The sequence below is a fragment of the Alteromonas sp. DY56-G5 genome (assembly GCF_041414725.1).
In the GTDB taxonomy this organism is placed as follows: Bacteria; Pseudomonadota; Gammaproteobacteria; order Enterobacterales; family Alteromonadaceae; genus Alteromonas; species Alteromonas macleodii.
Genome location: NZ_JANHZQ010000007.1, coordinates 59,882 through 80,025, shown reverse-complemented (window position 1 = coordinate 80,025; position 20,144 = coordinate 59,882). Strand labels below are relative to the sequence as shown.

At 46.4% G+C, this 20,144-nt stretch carries 15 protein-coding genes; 9 read left to right on the top strand and 6 right to left on the bottom strand.

What is annotated here, in order from left to right; translation table 11 throughout:
- Positions 1–57: 57 nt before the first annotated feature.
- The 4 genes from proB (at position 58) to NO989_RS05350 (ending at position 3,653) form a co-directional block, all read left to right on the top strand.
- A complete protein-coding gene (gene proB / locus NO989_RS05365) occupies positions 58–1,158 on the top strand; it encodes a glutamate 5-kinase (RefSeq protein WP_014951417.1) in 1,101 nt (366 codons plus the stop codon).
- Between the two features lie 125 nt (positions 1,159–1,283).
- Positions 1,284–1,721 (top strand): thioesterase family protein, encoded by a 438-nt coding sequence (locus tag NO989_RS05360; protein WP_014951416.1) that lies wholly within the window; start codon positions 1,284–1,286, stop codon positions 1,719–1,721.
- A 3-nt stretch (positions 1,722–1,724) separates the two neighbouring features.
- Positions 1,725–2,741 (top strand): D-2-hydroxyacid dehydrogenase, encoded by a 1,017-nt coding sequence (locus tag NO989_RS05355; RefSeq protein ID WP_171337457.1) that lies wholly within the window; start codon positions 1,725–1,727, stop codon positions 2,739–2,741.
- A 9-nt stretch (positions 2,742–2,750) separates the two neighbouring features.
- On the top strand, positions 2,751–3,653 hold the full coding sequence (locus NO989_RS05350; protein WP_049586437.1) for a DMT family transporter: 903 nt from the start codon (positions 2,751–2,753) through the stop codon (positions 3,651–3,653).
- A 16-nt stretch (positions 3,654–3,669) separates the two neighbouring features.
- On the opposite strand, the gene NO989_RS05345 is transcribed toward NO989_RS05350, so the two are convergent.
- Positions 3,670–3,945: a hypothetical protein gene (locus NO989_RS05345; RefSeq protein ID WP_014951413.1), complete on the bottom strand. Its 276-nt coding sequence runs from the start codon at positions 3,943–3,945 to the stop codon at positions 3,670–3,672.
- A gap of 210 nt (positions 3,946–4,155) precedes the next feature.
- Between NO989_RS05345 and NO989_RS05340 the strand changes: the two genes are divergently transcribed.
- Together NO989_RS05340 and NO989_RS05335 are read left to right on the top strand one after the other, a co-directional pair.
- Entirely contained in the window at positions 4,156–4,662 is a 507-nt protein-coding gene (locus NO989_RS05340) for an RNA polymerase sigma factor (RefSeq protein WP_371342211.1), read from the top strand.
- Positions 4,655–5,275: a hypothetical protein gene (locus NO989_RS05335; RefSeq protein WP_171337456.1), complete on the top strand. Its 621-nt coding sequence runs from the start codon at positions 4,655–4,657 to the stop codon at positions 5,273–5,275. Before NO989_RS05340 ends, NO989_RS05335 begins: the two co-directional genes overlap by 8 nt.
- Before the next feature lie 42 nt (positions 5,276–5,317).
- Here NO989_RS05335 and NO989_RS05330 read toward each other — a convergent pair whose 3' ends face one another.
- Together NO989_RS05330 and NO989_RS05325 are read right to left on the bottom strand one after the other, a co-directional pair.
- Entirely contained in the window at positions 5,318–9,190 is a 3,873-nt protein-coding gene (locus NO989_RS05330; protein ID WP_371342183.1) for a translocation/assembly module TamB domain-containing protein, read from the bottom strand.
- Positions 9,187–11,025, bottom strand: coding sequence for an autotransporter assembly complex family protein (locus tag NO989_RS05325; protein WP_371342182.1), 1,839 nt, complete (start codon positions 11,023–11,025; stop codon positions 9,187–9,189). Before NO989_RS05325 ends, NO989_RS05330 begins: the two co-directional genes overlap by 4 nt.
- 617 nt (positions 11,026–11,642) lie before the next feature.
- Here NO989_RS05325 and NO989_RS05320 point away from each other — a divergent pair.
- Positions 11,643–13,634, top strand: a complete 1,992-nt coding sequence (locus NO989_RS05320; protein ID WP_202941484.1) for a S9 family peptidase — start codon at positions 11,643–11,645, stop codon at positions 13,632–13,634.
- Between the two features lie 140 nt (positions 13,635–13,774).
- A complete protein-coding gene (locus NO989_RS05315; protein ID WP_170826522.1) occupies positions 13,775–15,022 on the top strand; it encodes a multidrug effflux MFS transporter in 1,248 nt (415 codons plus the stop codon).
- 133 nt (positions 15,023–15,155) lie between these two features.
- Here NO989_RS05315 and ilvC read toward each other — a convergent pair whose 3' ends face one another.
- The gene (gene ilvC, locus NO989_RS05310; protein WP_014951396.1) at positions 15,156–16,634 is read right to left on the bottom strand and encodes a ketol-acid reductoisomerase; all 1,479 of its coding nucleotides are present in this window, start codon (positions 16,632–16,634) and stop codon (positions 15,156–15,158) included.
- Positions 16,635–16,791: 157 nt separating this feature from the next.
- Here ilvC and ilvY point away from each other — a divergent pair, with 157 nt between their 5' ends.
- Positions 16,792–17,664, top strand: a complete 873-nt coding sequence (ilvY, locus tag NO989_RS05305) for an HTH-type transcriptional activator IlvY (RefSeq protein ID WP_283626659.1) — start codon at positions 16,792–16,794, stop codon at positions 17,662–17,664.
- Positions 17,665–17,684: 20 nt separating this feature from the next.
- On the opposite strand, the gene NO989_RS05300 is transcribed toward ilvY, so the two are convergent.
- The gene (locus NO989_RS05300; RefSeq protein ID WP_283623048.1) at positions 17,685–19,199 is read right to left on the bottom strand and encodes a YifB family Mg chelatase-like AAA ATPase; all 1,515 of its coding nucleotides are present in this window, start codon (positions 19,197–19,199) and stop codon (positions 17,685–17,687) included.
- Positions 19,200–19,407: 208 nt separating this feature from the next.
- Positions 19,408–20,025: a trimeric intracellular cation channel family protein gene (locus NO989_RS05295; protein ID WP_014951393.1), complete on the bottom strand. Its 618-nt coding sequence runs from the start codon at positions 20,023–20,025 to the stop codon at positions 19,408–19,410.
- Positions 20,026–20,144 lie beyond the last annotated feature (119 nt).

Below are 20,144 nucleotides of genomic sequence, written 5' to 3'. Positions count from 1 at the left end.
TGTTTCGCGCTTTAACTGTCGTATTCTTAAGCTCTTGTTTTCTTTTTTCTTCCCCCTATGAACCGTTTTAATTGGCAACGTGCCGTTATAAAAGTTGGCAGTGCGCTTATTGCTCCTGAAGGCAATGAGTGTAGTGGGCGTTATTTACTGTCTCTTGCTCGATTTATTACTGCTAGTCGCGAAGCTGGCAAAGAAATTATTCTTGTCTCTTCTGGCAGTGTTGCCGCGGGCCGCAGCAAAGTGAAGGTTCGTCACAACGCATCTATTGCAGAAAAACAAGCCATGGCTGCGATTGGCCAGAATTTAATGATGGCCAACTGGCAGCGCTTTTTCGACTTTCCCTGTGCACAAGTATTGTTAACGGCGGATGATCTACGCGATAGAACCCGCTACGTAAATATTAAAAATACCTTGCGCGAAATTTTGAATCACAATGCGTTACCTATTGTGAATGAAAACGACACCGTAGCTGTCAACGAACTCAAAGTGGGTGATAACGATAACTTGGGTGCTTACACTGCCCTGGTCGCCCAAGCAGACACCCTCATTATCTGCTCAGATATCGACGGTTTATTTACCGCAGACCCAAGAAAAGACGCCAGCGCCACACTCATTCCACAGGTAGATAAAATAGACAGCACTATTTACGGCCTTGCCGGCGGCGCTGGAACTGCGGTAGGAACTGGCGGCATGCGCACAAAAATTGAAGCGGCAGATAAGTGCACCAGTAGCGGTATTCAAACTCTTATTGTAAACGGGCGAAAAGGCGAAACCTTCGATGCATTACTTGAAGGTAAAGTGCCGGGAACCCTATTCAATGCTAGTAGCACTCCCGCCAGCGCGCGCAGACTGTGGCTTACCCATACTCTTAAAACCGCTGGCAGAATAGACGTTGATAGCGGTGCGAAAGAGGCGTTAGTGCGAAAAGGCGCGTCATTACTGCCATCGGGTATTGTTGATGTCGTCGGTTTGTTTGAACAAGGCGATGCTGTTGAAGTGGTGTGCCAAGGCGAAGTTATTGCCAAGGGGCTTTGCCTGTATAACGCAAAAGACTTAACGCTTATAAAAGGGAAAAAGTCGAAAGAAATTGCCAGTGTGTTAGGTTATGAAACAACGGATGTTGCCATTCACCGTGACGATATGGTGCTTTACTCATAGCGCTACTCAAAAGAATCGCTGCAATAGACTACCGCACATTAAACATTAATTGGCGTTAGTCGTTCATCGATTTCCATTATTTGCGCCAACAACAAAGCGATACATTTATTCACTAAGGGACGATCATGACTGATATCACACCTACACTTGCCGACTACCCTTACAAAGTCACTATCGCCACGCGTTGGCAAGACAATGATGCGTACGGACATATCAACAATGTTGTGTACTATGGTTTCTTTGATACCGCGGTAAACCGTTTTTTAATTGAAGAAGGTGGGCTAGATATACACAACGGGCAATCCGTGGCGTATGTGGTAAGCAGTCAGTGTCAGTACATTGCTCCGGCAGCCTACCCTGAAGACATTTTTGTAGGCTTGCGCGTTATCAAAATTGGAAGAAGTTCAGTGACTTATGGTCTATCGGTTTACGCCGGAGAGAATAAGCGACGCGTGGCTCATGGCCAATTTGTGCATGTGTTTGTAGATAGAAAAACCGACAAGGCCATTCCTATTCCTGTTAATGTGAAAACAGCGTTAGAGTCGATTGTGGAAGTAATGTAGAGCATGGCAAAAATGACGAAACACAATGCATCACAAGCGATGAGCAACGGCAAACAAAAGCAGGTTGTTTTTCTGGACGCCGAAACCATGGATTTGCCCAGTCTTGATACCTCTTCACTCGATGACGTACAAAAAAATTTCGACGCCGCGATTACGCTTCATCAACAAACTCAAGCCGAAGACGTTGCCGAGCGCATTAAAAATGCCGATGCTGTGCTGGTTAACAAAGTCGTGCTACAAGCCAAAGATTTACAGCAGGCCAGTCAGCTGCGCTATATTGGTGTAACTGCGACCGGCATGAACAATATCGACCGTGACTACTGCGAACAGGCTGGTATTACCGTTCAAAATGTAGAGGGCTACGGCACAGACAGCGTCGCTCAACATACGTTGACCTTGGCACTAAATTTGGCCACCAATTTTGTGACGTATCAGCGCGATATGCGCAACCAAGCATGGTCTGCATCTTCTCATTTCTGCTTACTCAATCATCCCGTGGTGGAATTGGCGGGTAAGCATGCGGTAATTGTTGGGCATGGCGAGCTTGGCAAGCGTGTAGAGGCATTGTTTAAGGCTATGGGTATGCAGGTGAGTATCGCTGCTCGCCCAGGTAAACAAGACGACCCTCGTCCAAGTCTTGCATCGCTTTTACCAAATGCCGATGTGGCAAGTCTTCATTGCCCGCTTACTGAAGCCACCGATAAGCTGATTAATGCCAAGACGTTGTCGCTGATGAAGCCAACCGCTTTTCTCATTAATACGGCTCGCGGCGGTTTGATTGATGAGGAGGCACTCTATCATGCGCTTAAAAACAATCAAATTGGTGGCGCGGGATTAGATGTATTAAGTGTCGAGCCTCCGCCTGTTGATCATATATTGCTTAAAGAGGCACTACCTAACTTGCTGGTAACGCCGCATAATGCGTGGATTGGTAATGGCGCTAGGCAAAAACTGCTCGATAGTGCTATTGACCATTTATCTGCCCATTTATCTTCTTGTTTATCAGCTTCCCAGGGCTAGAACACCGCTATGAATAACGCAACCTTATTTGCTCTGTGCTGCCTGATTTGGGGCTCAACATGGATAGCCATCACTTACCAAATAGGGCATACCTCTGAAACGTTTGCCATTGCGCTGCGTTATTTATTGGCGTCGGCCTGTTTAGGGATTTACTGTGTTATTAGGCGTTTGCCGCTTAAGCTACCGGTACATGTTCATGTGAAAATGGCCGCAGTCGGTCTCTTTTTATACAGCTTAAATTACACGCTGCTGTATATGGCGCAAGCGCACATAATTAGCGCGCTGTTAGCCCTTATGAGTTCTTGTATTATCTACATTAATGTTGTGCTTCGGCGATGGTGGCTTAAAGAGCCTATAAGAAAAGAAGTGGTTATAGGTGCTACATTTGGCTTGCTGGGCATTGTGTGTTTGTTTGTGCCAGAGTTTTCCAAAGTCTCCATGGATGCGGCGCTTGCTACCGGCCTCGCTATAGCGTTTGTCAGCTTTTTCTGCGCCTCAACAGGTAACGTTATCTCCGAGCGTATTTTGACCTCGGGTACGCCTGTTATCCAAATGAACTTCTATGCCATGAGCTATGCCATGGTGCTGCTTTTCATCACCTCACTGGCAATGCCGGGTAAGTTGGTCATTCCTACCCAACCCGAGTTCTATCTGTCGCTGCTTTATCTGGCTATCTTTGGCTCTGTGTTTGCGTTTGGCGCGTACATGAAACTGTTAAAGCAAATGGGCGCTGACAAGGCTGCATATGTGGTCTTGGTATACCCCATGGTTGCACTGGTTATTTCCACCTTTTTCGAAGGCTATACCTGGAGCGTTTTATCTGTGGTTGGGGTGGTCATTGTGCTGGTAGGCAACGCCATTGCAATGGGAAAAATTCCCCGCTTTATGCGTCGCCCACCGGTGTCGAGCTAGGAGCTGGTAAAACCGTTTATTTGAGCGCGTTGATTTTCTTATTCAGTTCGTAAGCAGGCTCGGTAACAATGGTTTCAAGGGTTTCGATTCGCGCCATCAAAGCTTCAATCTGCGCATCTTTTTCCTCTAAACGCTGCTGCTGTTTGTCGGTCACGCTTTTAACGAACGGGTTGCTGCACTCGCCGTTCATCCAGTCGTTTAGTCGCCACTGAAATTTTGCGTCTAAGTAGCTTGCCAAAAGCACAAGCGACGTCAGGCTGCCAATTAACAAAACTATACTTAACGTAGACATAATTTTTTCCTAATCCAAATTTCAAGGTTGAAAGCTTTTAGGGAAAATGCCCTAAACGCACGTTACTGCACTTACTGTTTTAACTAGTCGTTTGCTGCTTAAAAAAATTACAGTATTGACGAAAAAAGTTTGTAATAAAAATTCGTGGGGGCAGACTGATAGAAGTAACACAATAAAATAACAACAGTTTTTGTGATTAGGGATGTGACGTTGGGGCAGGGTTTTGAAGATGTTTTTGCGCAATACGGGGCAATATTGAGCCGTGTAGCCAACAGCTATGAAGCAAACGAAGCGATGCAGCAAGAATTATTGCAAGAAATTGCTATTGCCGTTTGGCAGGGGCTGTCACGTTTTAAGGGCGATAGCAGCGTGAAAACCTATATTTTGAAGATAGCTCATAACCGCGCAGTTACTCACGTACCAAATCAAGTGAAGCGTCTCGATACCCATCAATATGACCACGATGATTTGGGCTCTGACGGGTTCGCGAGTACTACCCATTCACCAGAGGAAATGTCTAGTCAACACCAGTCATTAGAACGCCTACTTCGCGCGGTACGGGCACTTCCATTGCAGTCAAGACAAGTGCTAACGCTTTCTCTTGAAGGCTTAAGTTACAATGAAATTGCAGACGTCTGTGGTCTGACTAAAAATCATGTTGGTGTGATATTAAAGCGCGCCAAGCAAAGTATCATGCAGGAGCAACCGCATGCATAATTCAGATAAAGAGAATCAAACGAACCCGCCCGTATCAGTAGACGATGCGCAAAATGATGGCCTTTCTGCGCTATGGCAAGCTCAGCCAGTTACGACTATCAACCTCTCGGAAGTAAAAGCCAGTTTAAGCAGCGAGCGAACCAAGCAACGCTGGTATATGTTGGTTGACTCCTTAGCGTTTATCCCAGCGATCTACTTGCTAGTTGTTACTTGGGAAAAGTTCACTTTTGTCGCCCACGCGATGTTTGTTTTTATGCTGGTCACGGCTCTTCCCTTGCTTGTTTATCAGCTGTGGTTAAGAAGAGTGGCTGCATTTTCAAGAGACACTCAAACCGCTGACCACCTAACGCAGCTAATAAAGCAAATTAAGAATAACGTGAAGATTGCTGTAATCACTAAACACTCGACATGGACTGCAGTGTTATTTGGATGTGCCTTTCTGGTGGAGCGCTATTTTTATGGGGAGCTTACCCCAGCGAAAGTTATGAAGATGGCTATAGTTATGACGACCATGAGCGTTGTGATGCTAGTGTGGTATGTGTGGGCGAGCAAAAGACAAAAGCGTTTTGAGCGTCAACTCGAAACGCTTGAGAAGATGGCACAGCAGCGTTAAGGGCGCATGAGTGCAAAAGTACGATGTTTTGACTTTGAGCGCTTAATTGTTATTACTTGTGCTCGGAGTGCTCACATTATCTTTCAGATCTTGCTCTGCGCTTTCATTGGACTCGTCAGATTCACTGTCGTCTTCATCACTATCTCTGCGGGTTCTGTTATCACCCAAGAAAAACTCATAATAAAGGTCTAACGCGAACTCAGATTGGTCTTCCAGTGTGGTTTGAATGGCTTCTAAATATAAACTAGGTAGAAGCTGATATTTTACCGCCAAGTCAGGCGGTAGTTGTCTGCGTCGTAGCGTGCTATTAGCGTCGTTGTTACTTAGACCAACGTCCACATTGTATTCCACAGATAATCGCTCGTTAATCTGCCCTCTTACCGACAGTAAATCTTCGTTAGTGCTTAAACTAAAATCATCAATGCCTAGCGCGCTTCCCACTTGTCCTGTTAGGGTTTTGGTGTTGGATAAACCAAAACCTACCAGCAGCGCAGCGTAGTTAGGATCTTGTGTGCCCGAGTTCGGTCCAGAACCTGTGAGTAGATATGACAATACGCCCTGTTGATCCATCGCAGGCTCAGAGAAAAGGTTAATACTTGGCGAGTCAGCCGCGCCATCAATTCGGATACCTGCAATTACGTCGTCATCGGTTTTAGCCGGGTCGCGGATGGCTTCGACCAGCAACAAAGGTTGGTCAATTGGGCCGTTAAATTGTACTTCACCGGTTTGAATAATTAACTGTTGTCCGTAAGCGTTGTATCGACCATTTAAAATTTGAAGGTCACCATAGCCTACAAGTGCAGGTTGAGTGTTTACGCGAATGCCACCATACAAACTTGCAGTAAGGCCAAACGCTTCGAGTTTTACTTCTTCGGTTTTGTTTTTGTCGATGTTTACCAATACCGAAGCGTGGACGATATCTAGCGGTTCCTCTCTATCCGGTTCGCCACGCAGGTGCACGTCTTTTGATGGGGAAACAGCACTCTCAGGTAGCGATTCTATTTCAATTCTCGCCCAAGGAATATTTACCTCGCCACTCACGTCCACTTTTTCTTTTGTGGCGGCGATATCGATATTCGGTGACACTTTGAGTCGAATGTTTGGCTGACGAATTTCGAAACCGTTTCCTTTTAGATTAAATGTCGCACTGGGGTTGGATGACCAGTCTAACTCGCCTTTTAACGCCCCTTTTCCTCCGCCTAGTAAGAAGGTGCCGTCTAGTGCAGCGGTTTGACCATTAAGCGATACTTTTTGATTCCAATCGGCCAGTGTCACAGGTGTATCTTGTATATCGATAGCGCCATTTGAAACCGTCAATTCACCGTTAAGCGTAGGGTCGTCAATGTAACCACGTAACGATACGTTCCCATTTAACTTTCCTGTAAGGGTTCTGATAGCAGGGGAAAGAGGTTTGAATGGTGCAACATTAAGCCCTTGCATCTCTAGTTTACCATCAAGTGGTATACGCGATTCGAAAGGACGGGTATTTAAGGTTAGTGTTGCATCCCCGACATCTTGGCTTGAGATCACAGATGTTGATGCTAACTGCCCCTGCTTTATCTCTCCTTTAGTTTCTATGGAGTTAATAGTGAGCGTTAGCGGGCGCGTTTCACCAAGTTGCCATGGCGCAGAACTCATAGACGCAGTAAATGTGGCATCGATTGGGTCGTTAGCTGAGTAGCTGCCTTTGGTTTTTACGGTAAGTGTTGCTTGTGAAGGACTTGAAACAACAGTAGGCGCTAACTCGTTCGCCCACAACCCGATGGGCAGCGCCGTCGCGCTGATATCCCAACTGGCTTTGTTTTGTTGATAATTCACGTTTGAAATACACAGCTCACCTTCTTTTCGAGAGGTCCAACAATGCTGACCTATTTTAGCCGTTATAGGTGTGGTGCCTATATCTACACTGAACGGGCTTGATAGCGTCCACTGCATATTAGCGAGCTTCAATGCGGTATCACTAATTTCTCCCACCCAGTGATTGTTAGTCCATGCACCTTTTAAAGACAGCCCAATATTATTGTTGGGCACAGCTAGGTCAATATCTGCGGTATGGTCGCGATAGGTACCGTTAACTTTGATTTCGCCGTTCAATGGTCCTTGCTGCGCGGCAGAGGCATTTAAATTGGGTGACACAGCGATATTAGATAGGGCGAGCGTGCCGTTAGCACTTGGATTTTGCCAAGGACCGGCGGCTGTGATATTGCCACTTACCGCACCTGTCACTTCTGGGTATAGGCTTGAAATAGCGTTAACGTTTATCGCAATATTTGCATTTAAATGCCGCTTATTCAGTACCTGAGCAATGGCGCGTATCGTGTTTCGCTCTTGCTCGTGTTCTTGAATGATATTGACGTTAGTAACGAATAAGTCGCTGGGGCCAGCATAAACCGCATTCCCCTTCACCTGAAGCGGTTTGCCCTGAAGTACACCCGAGACAGTCATATCTCTTAGGCTCATGTGTAATCCGCCGCGCTCAGAGTATTGCAATATACTGTCTATTTCTCCGCTAATTTTTTCAGGCGCATAAGTGCTGAATTGCCGCCCTGATACATTCTTAAGCGTTGTCTTACCTTCCCACGCGATACTTTCATTTAGATAAAGGGTACCAGTGTTGGTTAAGCTCCCATCCAAAGCGTTTATATTGGCTTCATTAACAAAAATATTGTTCTTTTTCAGCACCACATCAAGTGATACTGGTACATTGCCAATGTCAGGCAATGTAGCTGCGCCTGCTCCTTTAAGTACGTAATCACCCATGGTGCCGGAAAGCGTTAACTGTCCTTCTTTGAGCGTAGTGTTTTCCAGTGTCGGTATGGCTTGTTCTTGCCAGTTCGCAGTGAATTCTATGGGAAGGTTACTGTCTAGAATGTTGGCCATTAGGTTAGCGTTTGCGGTTACCGCGCCTCTGGCAACAACTGACAGCGTTAAATCGTCCAACGCACCCGCGGCCGCTACACTCAGTTCTTGTGGTGTGTCACCAAGCTTGGTTTTCGCGTTAATCGCCACATTTAATGGGAAGTTTCCGTCAAGTGTTGCGCTCGCTTTTCCTTTCACCTCACCTTGTTCATGTACAACGGTCATTTCTTCAATAGCGACATCGCTGCCCTTAAAGTGAGCCTCTAACAGTGAGATGAGTGAAATGTGCTGTTTGCTCTCCCCTTGAATTATGTGTAGATCTTCTACTAAAAAAGTACCAAGAGACAAAGGAATAGGCGTAGCTATATTTGGTAGTACGGGGACGTCGTAGCTTAGTGAGTATGACGTAGGCAAAGCGCTATCAGCACTTGGAGCCTGATCTTTTTTGGGAGCAGGCTGCTCACTATTAGTTTCCGATGCATTGGTCATGGCTGCCGGTGAAGAGCTGGCAGCTTCATCTTGGTTTAGCAGAGCAATGCGAACACCTTTCGCGGCTATGCTGTCAAGTATGAGGTCGCTATTTCCTTCAAAATCGGTTAGCTCTAGTTCATCAATTTCTACTGTTGTCGTAAGTAGAGCAAGTTTGATATTCGTTAGCGCTAAATACCCAACATCAATAGGCAGCGGTAATTCAATCTGGCCACCTGCAGGTGCATCATCGGAAGAGTCAGGCGCGTTTGAGCGCTGTGTGAGCGTAGCGTTTTCCAGCGTGACTTCATTGACACACACTCTAGGCTCAAACAAACAACGCCAGGTAATATCAATGTAGGCATATTGTGCAGACACCTTCCATTGCGGGTTTTCCCACTCCACATTATGCACTTCTAGTGTGTCAGCAAACCCACCGTCAATGGCATCGATGGAGAGGTTTTCAACAAACGTGTTGGCCAGTAACTTAACGGTAGGGCCGCCTAAGGGACTTATCAAAACGGCATACAACGCGACAAGTATAAGAACCGGTGAAAGTAAAATAGCCGAAAGCGTACGTTTTCTCATAGCTCAGGCCCCAACAAAATATGTAACTGCCATGTATTCTCGTCTGGCGCAAAGCCTCTTGCCACGTAAAGTCTGACTGGACCAATTGGTGAAAGCCAATGTACACCAGGTCCAACGCTATATGTCAGTGTTGTGCTGGTGTCGTTTGTTGCTGTACCTGCATCGACAAACGCTGCCACTCTCCAATTATCTGCCACTTGATAGGCATACTCTACACTCGATGTAGCAAGGTACTTCCCTCCAATAGAGTCAACAATGAGTTCTCCTGTTTCTGGATCAATGACTTCAGCTGTCGGAGAAATTTCGCGATAGTCGAAGCCGCGAACACTTTTATCGCCCCCTGCATAGAAACGCAACGACGTTGGCACTTCATCAAAACTATTGGTTTTAATAACCCCCGCTTCACCGCGTATGGTTATTCTGTGCACCTTGTTAAAGGTACGGATAAGCGTGGCTTCAACTACTGCCTTGGCAAAATCGATATCAGAACCATAACCTTCTCTGCCTATTTGAGTGAGCATTTGAAGGTAGGTACCATTATTAATGTTGAGCTCACTGTCTTTATCGCGATAGGTTAACGAGTACCCGGGTAATACTAGGGACGTGGTGTTTGTGCTCAATTCCCCTTGATCATAAGTTTCACGTAGATAGGTCACCGAGCCATCGTGTTGCCATGGTGAATTGTCATGTTGCCAGTAACGGTGTGCAGACAAAGATAGGGTTTCACTCTCAAAGGAAGTGTTGCTGTACTCTATAAATTGGTAACCCGCCTCTATACTCGCGTAATCCCGCGTTATGTTTCTCATCGGTATACGGTAGTCGGCAGTCACTGATTGTTCTGGCGCTGAAATGAAAATATCAGATGAAACAGAGTGCCCTTTACTATTCACCCAAGGACGCTCCCATCCTAAGCGAACCCGTGGGCCCGTGTCAGTGGCTGCGCCAACAGAAACGTTAAATGCGTCTGTGGGTCTGTGAAGTAACGATACCTCAACCGGTACCAGCAAACCATCAGCCTCACTTACAACCGGGCGAGCAATAACGCGGGTAAAATACCCAGATTGATTAAGGCTTCTGTTGAAATCGGCAAGTGTTGATGAAGAGTACGCATCGCCTGTTTTAAACGGCTTTAGCCGCTCAATGATGGCTTTCGCCTTGTCATCGCCAATAAATTTTAGCTCTCCAAATTGGTACTGGGGCCCGCTTTGCGCAATCAAAAGTACGTTTGCTTGTTTTTCGTCACGCACTAGGTCGAGACGCGTCGCCTGCCAAAAATAATCAAAATAGCCATTAGATAAGGCGTAGTTAAACATGGACGACTTAAACGACTCGTAAATGGTTTGGTTTAACACGTCGCCTTCTTTAAGCTTTAGTGAATTAAAACGTTCTCTGAAAGCCTTATCTTCACGTCCCGCACCTATTATTTCGCGAGTAACTTTATTTATGGTAAGCGGCGCATTCAAAGCAACATTCACTGTAACCTTGTCGCCCTCTTCAATACTTACCTTGGTCTCGCTGTTGTAATAACCATAGGGTTGAACCGCTGTCGCTACCGTTTCGCCCACTTCATCTTGCCAGTAAGGGTCAGTAAGCAACGATTTTTCCACGTCGAGACTGTTTAAATGCAGGCGAATATTATTACGCAGTTTGTCGTCTTCTACGCCCTGAATGTTATAGGAAATAGCGTCTTGGGCATGTGAAAAAGTAAAGAGAGCACACGCTAGCGTGCACAATGTACTGCCCACCAAAACTCGGACTGCTTTGGTGATTCTGAACATAAATTGTCGGAAAAGATGGTCTTGCAAACTGGCAAGCCCGCTCCAAATCGAAGGCATGAAAAGGCTAAATCCTTAAGGTAACGCTGGGCTGTGAAGCTTACCGCTTGATGGTAAAATCCATATTATGTCTGTGGTTAATGATACCACATTTGCAATTTGTATCCGCAAACTACGACGAGAGATCAAATAATTGCGCTGACGTCGGTAAATAATACCAATCCGCATAGATAATTCCCCACTCAGAAGGCGCTGGCAAGTTTCCTAGCAAAGCGTGGGAATGCAGGAATGGCTGTTCCCTTTCAAATTCCCAGAATGAAGCTAGGAAGCTTGCCAGACCTTCCCGAAGGGCGAGTTTAAAATGTCCGTACTCTTTGTTGTGTCACCTTGATGTAGACCACTATACCTGCGGTAACACGCCGCGATTACGAACATTTTAACTCTCGCTGAGTGGGTAATGATCTATGCAGATTGGTATAGAATGCACTCAACGTATTTTCCTGACTAGAATGCTCTTCTTCAGAACATATCTGGCACATCCACTCACTGAACATAGAGCCTAGCATTGCTTTGTTTTTGTACATCTGGGCATGAGTGAGTATACTCTGTGTAACTTAACTTCGAGTTTTTTGCCTAAGCTAAGTTCCACTAACAATAAAAAACAACAAGGGAATGTTATGTCTTCTAATAAGGCTCTCTTACCTACGACACTAGTTACTTTGCTACTGTTGGTTTGCTCTTTCTCCACACTGGGCGCAGATCAAACTAAGGCAGAACCCGAGTACGAAAAATTCAGTTCTTTGCCAACTTATTGGACTCCGTCGCTGTCACCCGATGGCTCAAAAATCGCTTTTGTTCAAAACGTTGAGCAAGAAGAAGCGTTTGCCATGCTTGCCACTTACGACTTAAAAAAGGGTGAAAAGCACTACCTACTGCGATCGGACAATGAACGCGTAAAAATTAACTGGTACAACTGGGTGAACAATGAACGGCTGGTGGTTAGCGCTCGTTACGAAACCCGCCGTGGCACCACGAAAGTTCACGACACACGGTTGTTAAGCATTAAGTTTGACGGTGAAGGCGGTGCATTCAACTTGGTTGAATGGGAGAGAATAAAGCGTCGAGCAGGTAATCCGAACCACATTCCTCAATTTCACGATGACGTTATCGACTGGCTGCCTGACGATCCAGAACATATTCTAATTGCCTTAGACGCTGAGGTGTTGGGGCTGCCGTCGGTTTACAAAATCAATGTTAATGATGGTGGCGTAAGTCGCATTATTCGCGGGAAAAAACGCATTAGAGATTGGATGACGGACCAACAAAATAACGTTCGTATAGGTGTTTCGCTTGATTACGATACAGGGGAGCGAGAAGTCTTTCTAAAAGAAGGAGACGATTGGCGCACCTTATTTGCTTACAACGCTATGTCTGACAAGGGTGAATACCCAGTTGGCTTTGCAAAAGACCCAAATATTCTTTATTTCAAAGGTTATAAAGGAGACTTCCGTGCATTGTACACCTTGAACCTTACTACTAATGAGCGAACAGAGGTGTATGCTGATGAAGGGTACGATGTTAATGGTAGCCTTATCTATTCACCGGTTACCCGAGATGCAATAGGAGTACGCCATGACGGTCGACATTATTGGGATGAACGTTACGTTGCTCTTCAAAATGGTATCGATGCTGGTCTTCCTGATTACGACAATACCTTAGTGAGCTTTAGCGACGACGAACAAACATATATTGTTTATTCAGAGTCTGACACCTTACCAGGAGTTTATTTGCTGGGTGACCGTAAAGAAGGCACGTTAGTGATGCTTTTTGAGCAATATGCTCAAATAGACCCGGCAAAATTATCTGAGCATACGTTAATTGAATATGAAGCCAGAGACGGCATCAAAATCGAAGCGTATTTGACTTTACCAAAAGGCGAAGGCCCGTTTCCTACCATTATTCATCCCCACGGTGGCCCTGGAGCAAGAGATTTCAGTGGTTTCGACTATTGGACAGCATATTTTACGTCGAAAGGTTATGCAGTACTAAGGCCTAACTTTAGAGGTTCTAGAGGGTATGGGTACAGCTTTGCGCAAAGCCAAATGAAAGGTTGGGGCTTGGCTATGCAAGATGATATCACCGATGCGGCAAACTGGATGGTAGAGCAGGGGCACGCTGAGCAAGACAACATGTGTATTGTGGGCGCTAGCTATGGCGGTTACGCCGCCCTGATGGCAACTGTCAAAACCCCGGATCTGTTTAAGTGTGCGGTGAGCTTTGCTGGCGTAAGTTCACTTAAACACGTCATTATTCATTCTCGCCGTTTCCTGAACAACGAATTTGTGAAAAACCAAATTGGGGATGATTATGATGACCTTGAAGCGCGCTCGCCTTACTACAATGCGAAAGGGATAAAGACGCCAATTTTGCTGGTACATGGAGATGAAGATAGAGTTGTCCCTCCACTTCATAGTCGCTACATGGCTGACGAGTTAGATGATTACGACAAGGTCTACAAATATGTAGAGCTTGAAAGTGGCGACCACAATTTGTCTATTCAGCGAAATCGTCATATTTTCTTTAAGGAAATGGATGCATTTTTAGACCAACACCTTAGGCCAGCGAGTAAAGCGAGTGCTGCAACGGCAAACGTTTCAGCTTCCGAGTAACACCCGTTAAATGCACCAGTATTTACGACAAGATTTTGCTTGGCTGGCGGCTTTTTAACCAAGTTTCAGGTATACTCAACAAGGCGCGTTAATTTCGCGCCTTTTTAATTTCCCCCACTTTATTTCATATTCGAGACTTTATGCCCCAGACTTCTAATGGCGTATCTGAGGATACTGCAGTTGTGCAAAAGCCAGCGCTTGGCCTTGTTGAATTTGTTGCGCTAATGGCTACGATGACATCCCTTGTCGCGTTGAGCATTGACGCTATGCTGCCTGCGTTGATTCAAATTGGCGAGTCACTACAGGTCGCCGAGGCGCATCAAACCCACTTAATCGTTACCGTGTTCTTTTTAGGCATGGCACTGGGTCAAATGTTCTTTGGGCCTTTTTCCGATAGCCGCGGCCGTCGCCTAACTATATTAGTGGGCCTGTGTATTTTCGCCTTAGGTACATTTGTTTGCATGATGGCCACCAATTTGGAGACCATGCTGGTAGGTCGCGTTATTCAAGCATTTGGGGTGTCTGGGCCACGAATAGCCTCTATGGCAATTATTCGCGACCTTTACGTTGGCGATGCGATGGCAAAAGTCATGTCGTTTATCATGATGGTGTTTATATTAGTGCCTATGTTGGCGCCTATTATTGGGCAAACGGTGATGGAGTTGACCTCATGGTTCCATATTTTCACTATGTTTCTCATTGTGGCTACCATGGCCGGCATTTGGTTTTTTTCTCGTCAAGGGGAAACCTTGCCAAGAGCAAGGCGTAAAAAGTTTTCATGGGCGCAGTTTTTTGCATCGTCAAAGTTCATTCTCACTAACCCAGCAGTGATGGGTTACACCTTTGCCATGGGCTGTATTTTTGGGGCATTCCTGGCGTATTTAAGCGCTTCGCAAACCATATTTACTGTGTTTTACAACGTAGGTGAATGGTTTCCCTACATCTTTGCAACGCTTGCTTTTTCAATTGGTCTCGCCTCTTACTTTAACGGCAAAATGGTGATGCGTTTTGGGATGCGCAAGCTTTGTCGTTTTGCACTTAAAGGGGTTAACGGGTTTGCTGTTGTGTATTTAGCGTTGCTGTTGGCGTACGACGGCTTGCCGCCTTTAATTCCTACGGTTGCGGTTATGTTTGTAGGCTTTTTCTTTGTGGGCATACTGTTTGGTAACTTAAACGCCATGGCGATGCAGCCGCTTGGCGATATGGCAGGTTTAGGCGCGGCCATAATTGGCTCATTTTCTAGCCTTTTCTCGGTGCCTGTTGCACTGTTCGTCGACAGTTTCTTAAATGGAAATTTAATGCCTATCGGCTGGGGATTTCTCGTCTTTTTTGCTTTGTCTTACGTATCCGTACGCTATGCTGAGCGCGTTCGTGAAGGTTCTATTTAGAAGGTGTATCGGCGTGTCGCAGTGGTCAGTTGCGTAAGAAAGATACTTATTAGCAGGCTTACGGACATAAAAAAGCCCGACCAAAATGGTCGGGCAAGAGGGCTTAGTTAAGCACCTAACGACAGAAACTGTCCTAACCTATGATGGCCTTCATGTCAGTCATGTAGCCACGTAAGGTCTTACCTACCGATTCCACACCGTGTGAGCGGATGGCTTCGTTAATTTCAACAAGGCGTTTGTTCTCTACCTGATTAGAAGTAGCGGCTAAACCCTTACCGATAACGCTGGTATCAATGGTAGGCATAAATTTCTCACGCAAAATTGGAATTGCTGCGTTAGCAAACAAATAGTTTCCGTATTCTGCTGTGTCTGAAATAACCACGTTCATTTCATACAAACGCTTACGTGCGATTGTGTTAGAAATAAGCGGTGTTTCATGCAGTGATTCATAGTACGCAGACTCAGGTAAAATACCGGCTTCAACCATTACGTCGAACGCAACTTCAACACCACACTTGATCATGGCAACCAGTAAGATGCCGTGGTCAAAGAATTCTTGTTCACTGATTTCACCTTCATAAGCCGGTGCGTTTTCAAACGCGGTTTCACCGGTTTCTTCACGCCACTTAAGCAGGTTCGCATCGCCATTGGCCCAATCTTCCATCATGGTGCGAGAGAACTCACCGCTGATGATGTCGTCTTGGTGCTTTTCAAATAGCGGACGAAGTAAATCCGTTAACTGCTCAGAAAGCTCAAACGCTTTCACTTTTGCAGGGTTTGATAGACGGTCCATCATGTTAGTCACACCGCCAATCTTAAGTGCTTCAGTAATAGCTTCTAGGCCGTACTGAATAAGTGCACCTGCGTATCCTGGCTCGATACCGTCATCAACCATTTTTTCAAACGCAAGTACCGCTGCAACTTGTTGCATACCACACAAAATGGTCTGCTCGCCCATGAGGTCAGATTTAACTTCAGCCACAAATGATGACTCAAGTACACCTGCGCGGTCACCGCCCGTTGCACTTGCAAGTGCTTTGGCTTGATCCCAACCTTTACCTTCAGGGTCGTTTTCTGGGTGTACAGCAATCAGAGTTGGTACACCGAAGCCACGCTTATATTCTTCACGTACTTCAGAACCCGGGCTTTTCGGCGCACACATGATTACTGTGATATCGCTACGAATTTGCTGCCCTTCTTCAACGATATTGAAACCGTGAGAGTAACCTAGCGTTGCACCTTCTTTCATAAGCGGCATAACGGCTTCGACTACGCTAGCGTGCTGCTTATCAGGTGTTAAGTTATATACTACGTCTGCTTCTGGAATGAGCTGTTGGTAAGTACCAACGGTAAATCCGTTACTGGTTGCGCGCTTATATGAGTCGCGTTGCTCATCAATGGCTGCTTGACGCAGCGCATAAGAAACATCCAACCCTGAGTCACGCATATTCAAGCCTTGGTTAAGGCCCTGCGCGCCGCAGCCTACAATGACAATTTTCTTGCCTTTTAAGAACTGGCAACCGTCAGCGAATTCATCGCGTGCCATGAAACGGCAGCGGCCAAGCTGATCTAACTGCTGGCGAAGTGACAGGGTGTTGAAATAATTAGCCATAAAAATTTCCGAACAACATTCATTTTTGTCAATATCAAACACCGACCTTGGTGTTGACAGACCTCGTCTATGACGACTTGATATTGAGACTAAAAGATTTCTTTTGTTTTGGAAAATGATATATTTGCAAGATAATGTTGCATAAAGTGAAATGTTTATGGATTTTCGCAGTCTACAGCTGTTCAATCACCTAGCTACCAGCCTACATTTTGGCATTACCGCCGAGGCCATGTATGTGTCGCCTTCTACATTAAGCCGGGTTATTCAACGCCTTGAGGACGAGTTAGGCTGCACGTTGTTTAAACGTGATAACCGCAAAGTGGCGCTAACCCACAGTGGGCACAAGCTGCTGTCTTTTTCAAAGCAAGCGCTGAAAGATTGGCAGCAGTTAAAGGTCGACTTAAAAGAAGATAACGACGCATTGCAGGGCGAGCTCAGCGTGTTTTGCTCGGTTACCGCCAGTCAAAGCCACTTACCTGCTATGCTTAGACAGTTCAGGCAACAGCACCCGGGTGTTGATATACGCCTAATTACCGGCGATCCTGCCCTTGCGATAGAAAAAGTGAAAGGCAAAGAGTGCGACTTATCTATTGCTATCTACACCCCTGATATGCCGACAGATTTGCATTTCACTGCGCTTGATAATGTGCCTTTGGTACTTATTGCCCCAAGAGAGTGGCGACTGACTCAACTAAGCCAGTTGGACTGGACCAAACATCAGGTGATTATGCCTGAAACCGGCCCAACCCGTCGTACTGCCTACCACTGGTTTGCTGAACACGGTATTCGTCCAAATGTGTATGCTTATGTCGGCGGTAACGAGGCTATCGTGAGCATGGTGGCACTTGAATGTGGCGTGGGTTTTGTGCCTAAAGTGGTACTTGATCACTCCAGTATGGCCAATGCTGTAACCCAAATACCTGTTGAAGATATTGAGCCTTATGCCCTAGGATTGTGCTGCTTGCAGGATAAGCAAAACGAGCCGCTTATTAACGCCTTTATGCAGCTTAATTCGCAAACGCGTGGCTAAGTTTAAGGCATAGCTGGTGCTCAGCTAGCGCTCAACTGTTTAATAAGGTTATCGAGGGCGCGATAGCCCAATGCTTCTGCAATGTGCGCCCGCGATACGGCGTGCTCATCTTCAAGATCTGCAATGGTTCTTGCCACTTTTAACGTGCGATGAAACACCCGCATAGACAAATTAAGCTGTTTAGCAGCGGCTTGTAAAAACTGCAAATCAGCGTCATCTAGCAAACATATATCGGCAAGCTCACCCGCGTGCAGCGCACCATTTGGCTTACCTTGCCGTAGCCCTTGTTTGTGACGCGCTGCAATGACTCGCTCTCGCGTTGCGTGTAGCGAGTCGTCAGGTCTATTGGCACGCTCTGGCAGGTCGTAGTCAGGTAGCCGAGGCACTTCGACTTGTATATCAATTCTATCAAGCAGTGGGCCCGATAACCGGTTCAAGTAGTTGAGCTGTTGCTGCGGGGTTAGTCGGTTATCATCAATATCACCCGTCGGGCTTGGGTTCATTGCCGCTACTAATTGAAAGTTGGCGGGGTATGTGGCGCTTCCTGAAGCACGAGACAAATGCACGTCGCCAGTTTCAAGTGGTTCGCGCAATACATCCAGTGCCTTTCGCCCAAATTCAGGGAGTTCGTCTAGAAACAAAATACCATTATGAGCCAGCGATATTTCACCCGGTACAGGGTTTGAGCCACCGCCAGTAAGCGCCACCGCAGAGCTAGTATGATGGGGCGAGCGGAGGTGGCGAGTTAGAAAACGCTCTGCATGCAGTTTTTCGCCTTTCACAGAGTGAATGGCAGCCACTTCCAACGCTTCTTCCTCGCTCATATCGGGTAATAGCGATAGCATTCGGCTGGCGAGCAGGCTTTTACCTGTGCCAGGAGGCCCCACCATAAGTAAATTGTGTGCTCCACTTGCTGCGATAACAAGCGCTCGTTTGGCTTGCTCTTGGCCGATAATGTCATCCCACCCTGAAAGGGGGCTGTTAAGTGCTCGCGAGGTAAACGGTTGGCCTTTAGCAAGTTTTTTGTTGCCGGCAAGGTGTTCATAAACAGACTGTAAATCGAAAGCAGGATAGCGTGTTGCGTGAGAAACCAATGCAGCCTCTACGTCATTATCACCCGGGTATACGAGCGCAATGTCTTCGTGTGCAGCTGCCATTACCACAGGAATTAGCCCGTTTACTGGCTTTATTTCGCCGTTTAATGCAAGCTCGCCCACAAAGGCAATGTTGAGCAGGCTAATGTCTGAGATGTAGCCCGACGCAGCTAAAATGCCTACGGCGATGGGAAGGTCGAACCGCCCGCCAAACTTGGGAATATCTGCTGGCGCTAAATTGACGGTTATTCGTTTTGCGGGAAACTCAAAACCACTGTTTATCAGGGCGCTGCGTACTCTTTCTCGCGCTTCTTTAACGCTGGTTTCTGCCATGCCGACCAGTTGAAAAGCAGGTAAACCATTAGCTAGGTGAATCTCTACACTTACCTCTGGCGCTGCCACGCCCTGCCCTGCAAAGGTTTTAACAACAGCCATTCCCATAATCTAAACAACCTCCTCTCGCTGAATACTTATGATTCGTGGTTATGAAACGCAAACGTGTCAGCGCGGTAAAAATGTAAGCCAACGCAGTCGGCGTAAACTTTAGAGAGAGTCGGGATAAGATGTAACTGTACTAACGATGGGATCTACTGAGAGTGCATAAAACGCTTGGCATGTAATGATCCTGCTCAGCAAACTTAGGCTAGTGCTAGTGGTGGTCGTTGTAGAAAACGGGCAGCTGCCAATGCCAGCGCATGGCGCCAAGCCTAAACAGTACGGTTGTGACAAGGGCCGCAATACCACACCACTGTGTGGCGAGTTCCATTTGCATGCCTATTCCATAAACCACGCCCCCTGCAATACAGGTCATTGCATACAGTTCGCCGTTGAGTACCAGCGGTACCTCTCGGCAAATAACGTCCCGTAACAGACCGCCAAACACGCCGGTAATGGTGCCCATGGCAACCGCCACGGCCATGCCTGTGTCGTTTGCCAAGGCTTTCTCTATGCCTACTACGTTAAAAAGCGCCAGCCCGAAAGCATCGGCAATTAATAAATAGTGAAAAGGAAAGCGTGGACTAATACGCAGCCAGATAATGGGTATAAAGGCGGCTATCAGTGTGGTGTATAAATAATCGGTATCGGCAATCCAGAAGACCGGGACATCTAACATGACATCACGCAGTGTTCCGCCGCCAATGGCGGTTGCGCTGGCAAGCACGACCACGCCAAATCCATCCATACGCTTTTGATAGGCCATCAGGGTGCCGGAAATTGCGCACACTGCAACCCCCGCTAAGTTTAACCAATGAAACCAATCAAACATCTTCTTGTACCCTTTTACTACCCTTAAAAACTCGCCATTCCTACCGCAAAATACTTGATCAGGCCTTATGTTTCATGCTATTTCTTTGCCCAATATCGAAACGTACTGTTGATATTACG

Coding starts and splice junctions, on each gene's coding strand:
- NO989_RS05330 (WP_371342183.1), bottom strand. CDS start 9,190: ATGAGAAAACGTACGCTTTCGGCTATTTTACTTTCACCGGTTCTTATA.
- NO989_RS05315 (WP_170826522.1), top strand. CDS start 13,775: ATGCCCCAGACTTCTAATGGCGTATCTGAGGATACTGCAGTTGTGCAA.
- NO989_RS05320 (WP_202941484.1), top strand. CDS start 11,643: ATGTCTTCTAATAAGGCTCTCTTACCTACGACACTAGTTACTTTGCTA.
- NO989_RS05335 (WP_171337456.1), top strand. CDS start 4,655: ATGCATAATTCAGATAAAGAGAATCAAACGAACCCGCCCGTATCAGTA.
- proB (WP_014951417.1), top strand. CDS start 58: ATGAACCGTTTTAATTGGCAACGTGCCGTTATAAAAGTTGGCAGTGCG.
- NO989_RS05360 (WP_014951416.1), top strand. CDS start 1,284: ATGACTGATATCACACCTACACTTGCCGACTACCCTTACAAAGTCACT.
- NO989_RS05345 (WP_014951413.1), bottom strand. CDS start 3,945: ATGTCTACGTTAAGTATAGTTTTGTTAATTGGCAGCCTGACGTCGCTT.
- ilvC (WP_014951396.1), bottom strand. CDS start 16,634: ATGGCTAATTATTTCAACACCCTGTCACTTCGCCAGCAGTTAGATCAG.
- NO989_RS05355 (WP_171337457.1), top strand. CDS start 1,725: ATGGCAAAAATGACGAAACACAATGCATCACAAGCGATGAGCAACGGC.
- NO989_RS05300 (WP_283623048.1), bottom strand. CDS start 19,199: ATGGGAATGGCTGTTGTTAAAACCTTTGCAGGGCAGGGCGTGGCAGCG.
- ilvY (WP_283626659.1), top strand. CDS start 16,792: ATGGATTTTCGCAGTCTACAGCTGTTCAATCACCTAGCTACCAGCCTA.
- NO989_RS05325 (WP_371342182.1), bottom strand. CDS start 11,025: ATGCCTTCGATTTGGAGCGGGCTTGCCAGTTTGCAAGACCATCTTTTC.
- NO989_RS05295 (WP_014951393.1), bottom strand. CDS start 20,025: ATGTTTGATTGGTTTCATTGGTTAAACTTAGCGGGGGTTGCAGTGTGC.
- NO989_RS05350 (WP_049586437.1), top strand. CDS start 2,751: ATGAATAACGCAACCTTATTTGCTCTGTGCTGCCTGATTTGGGGCTCA.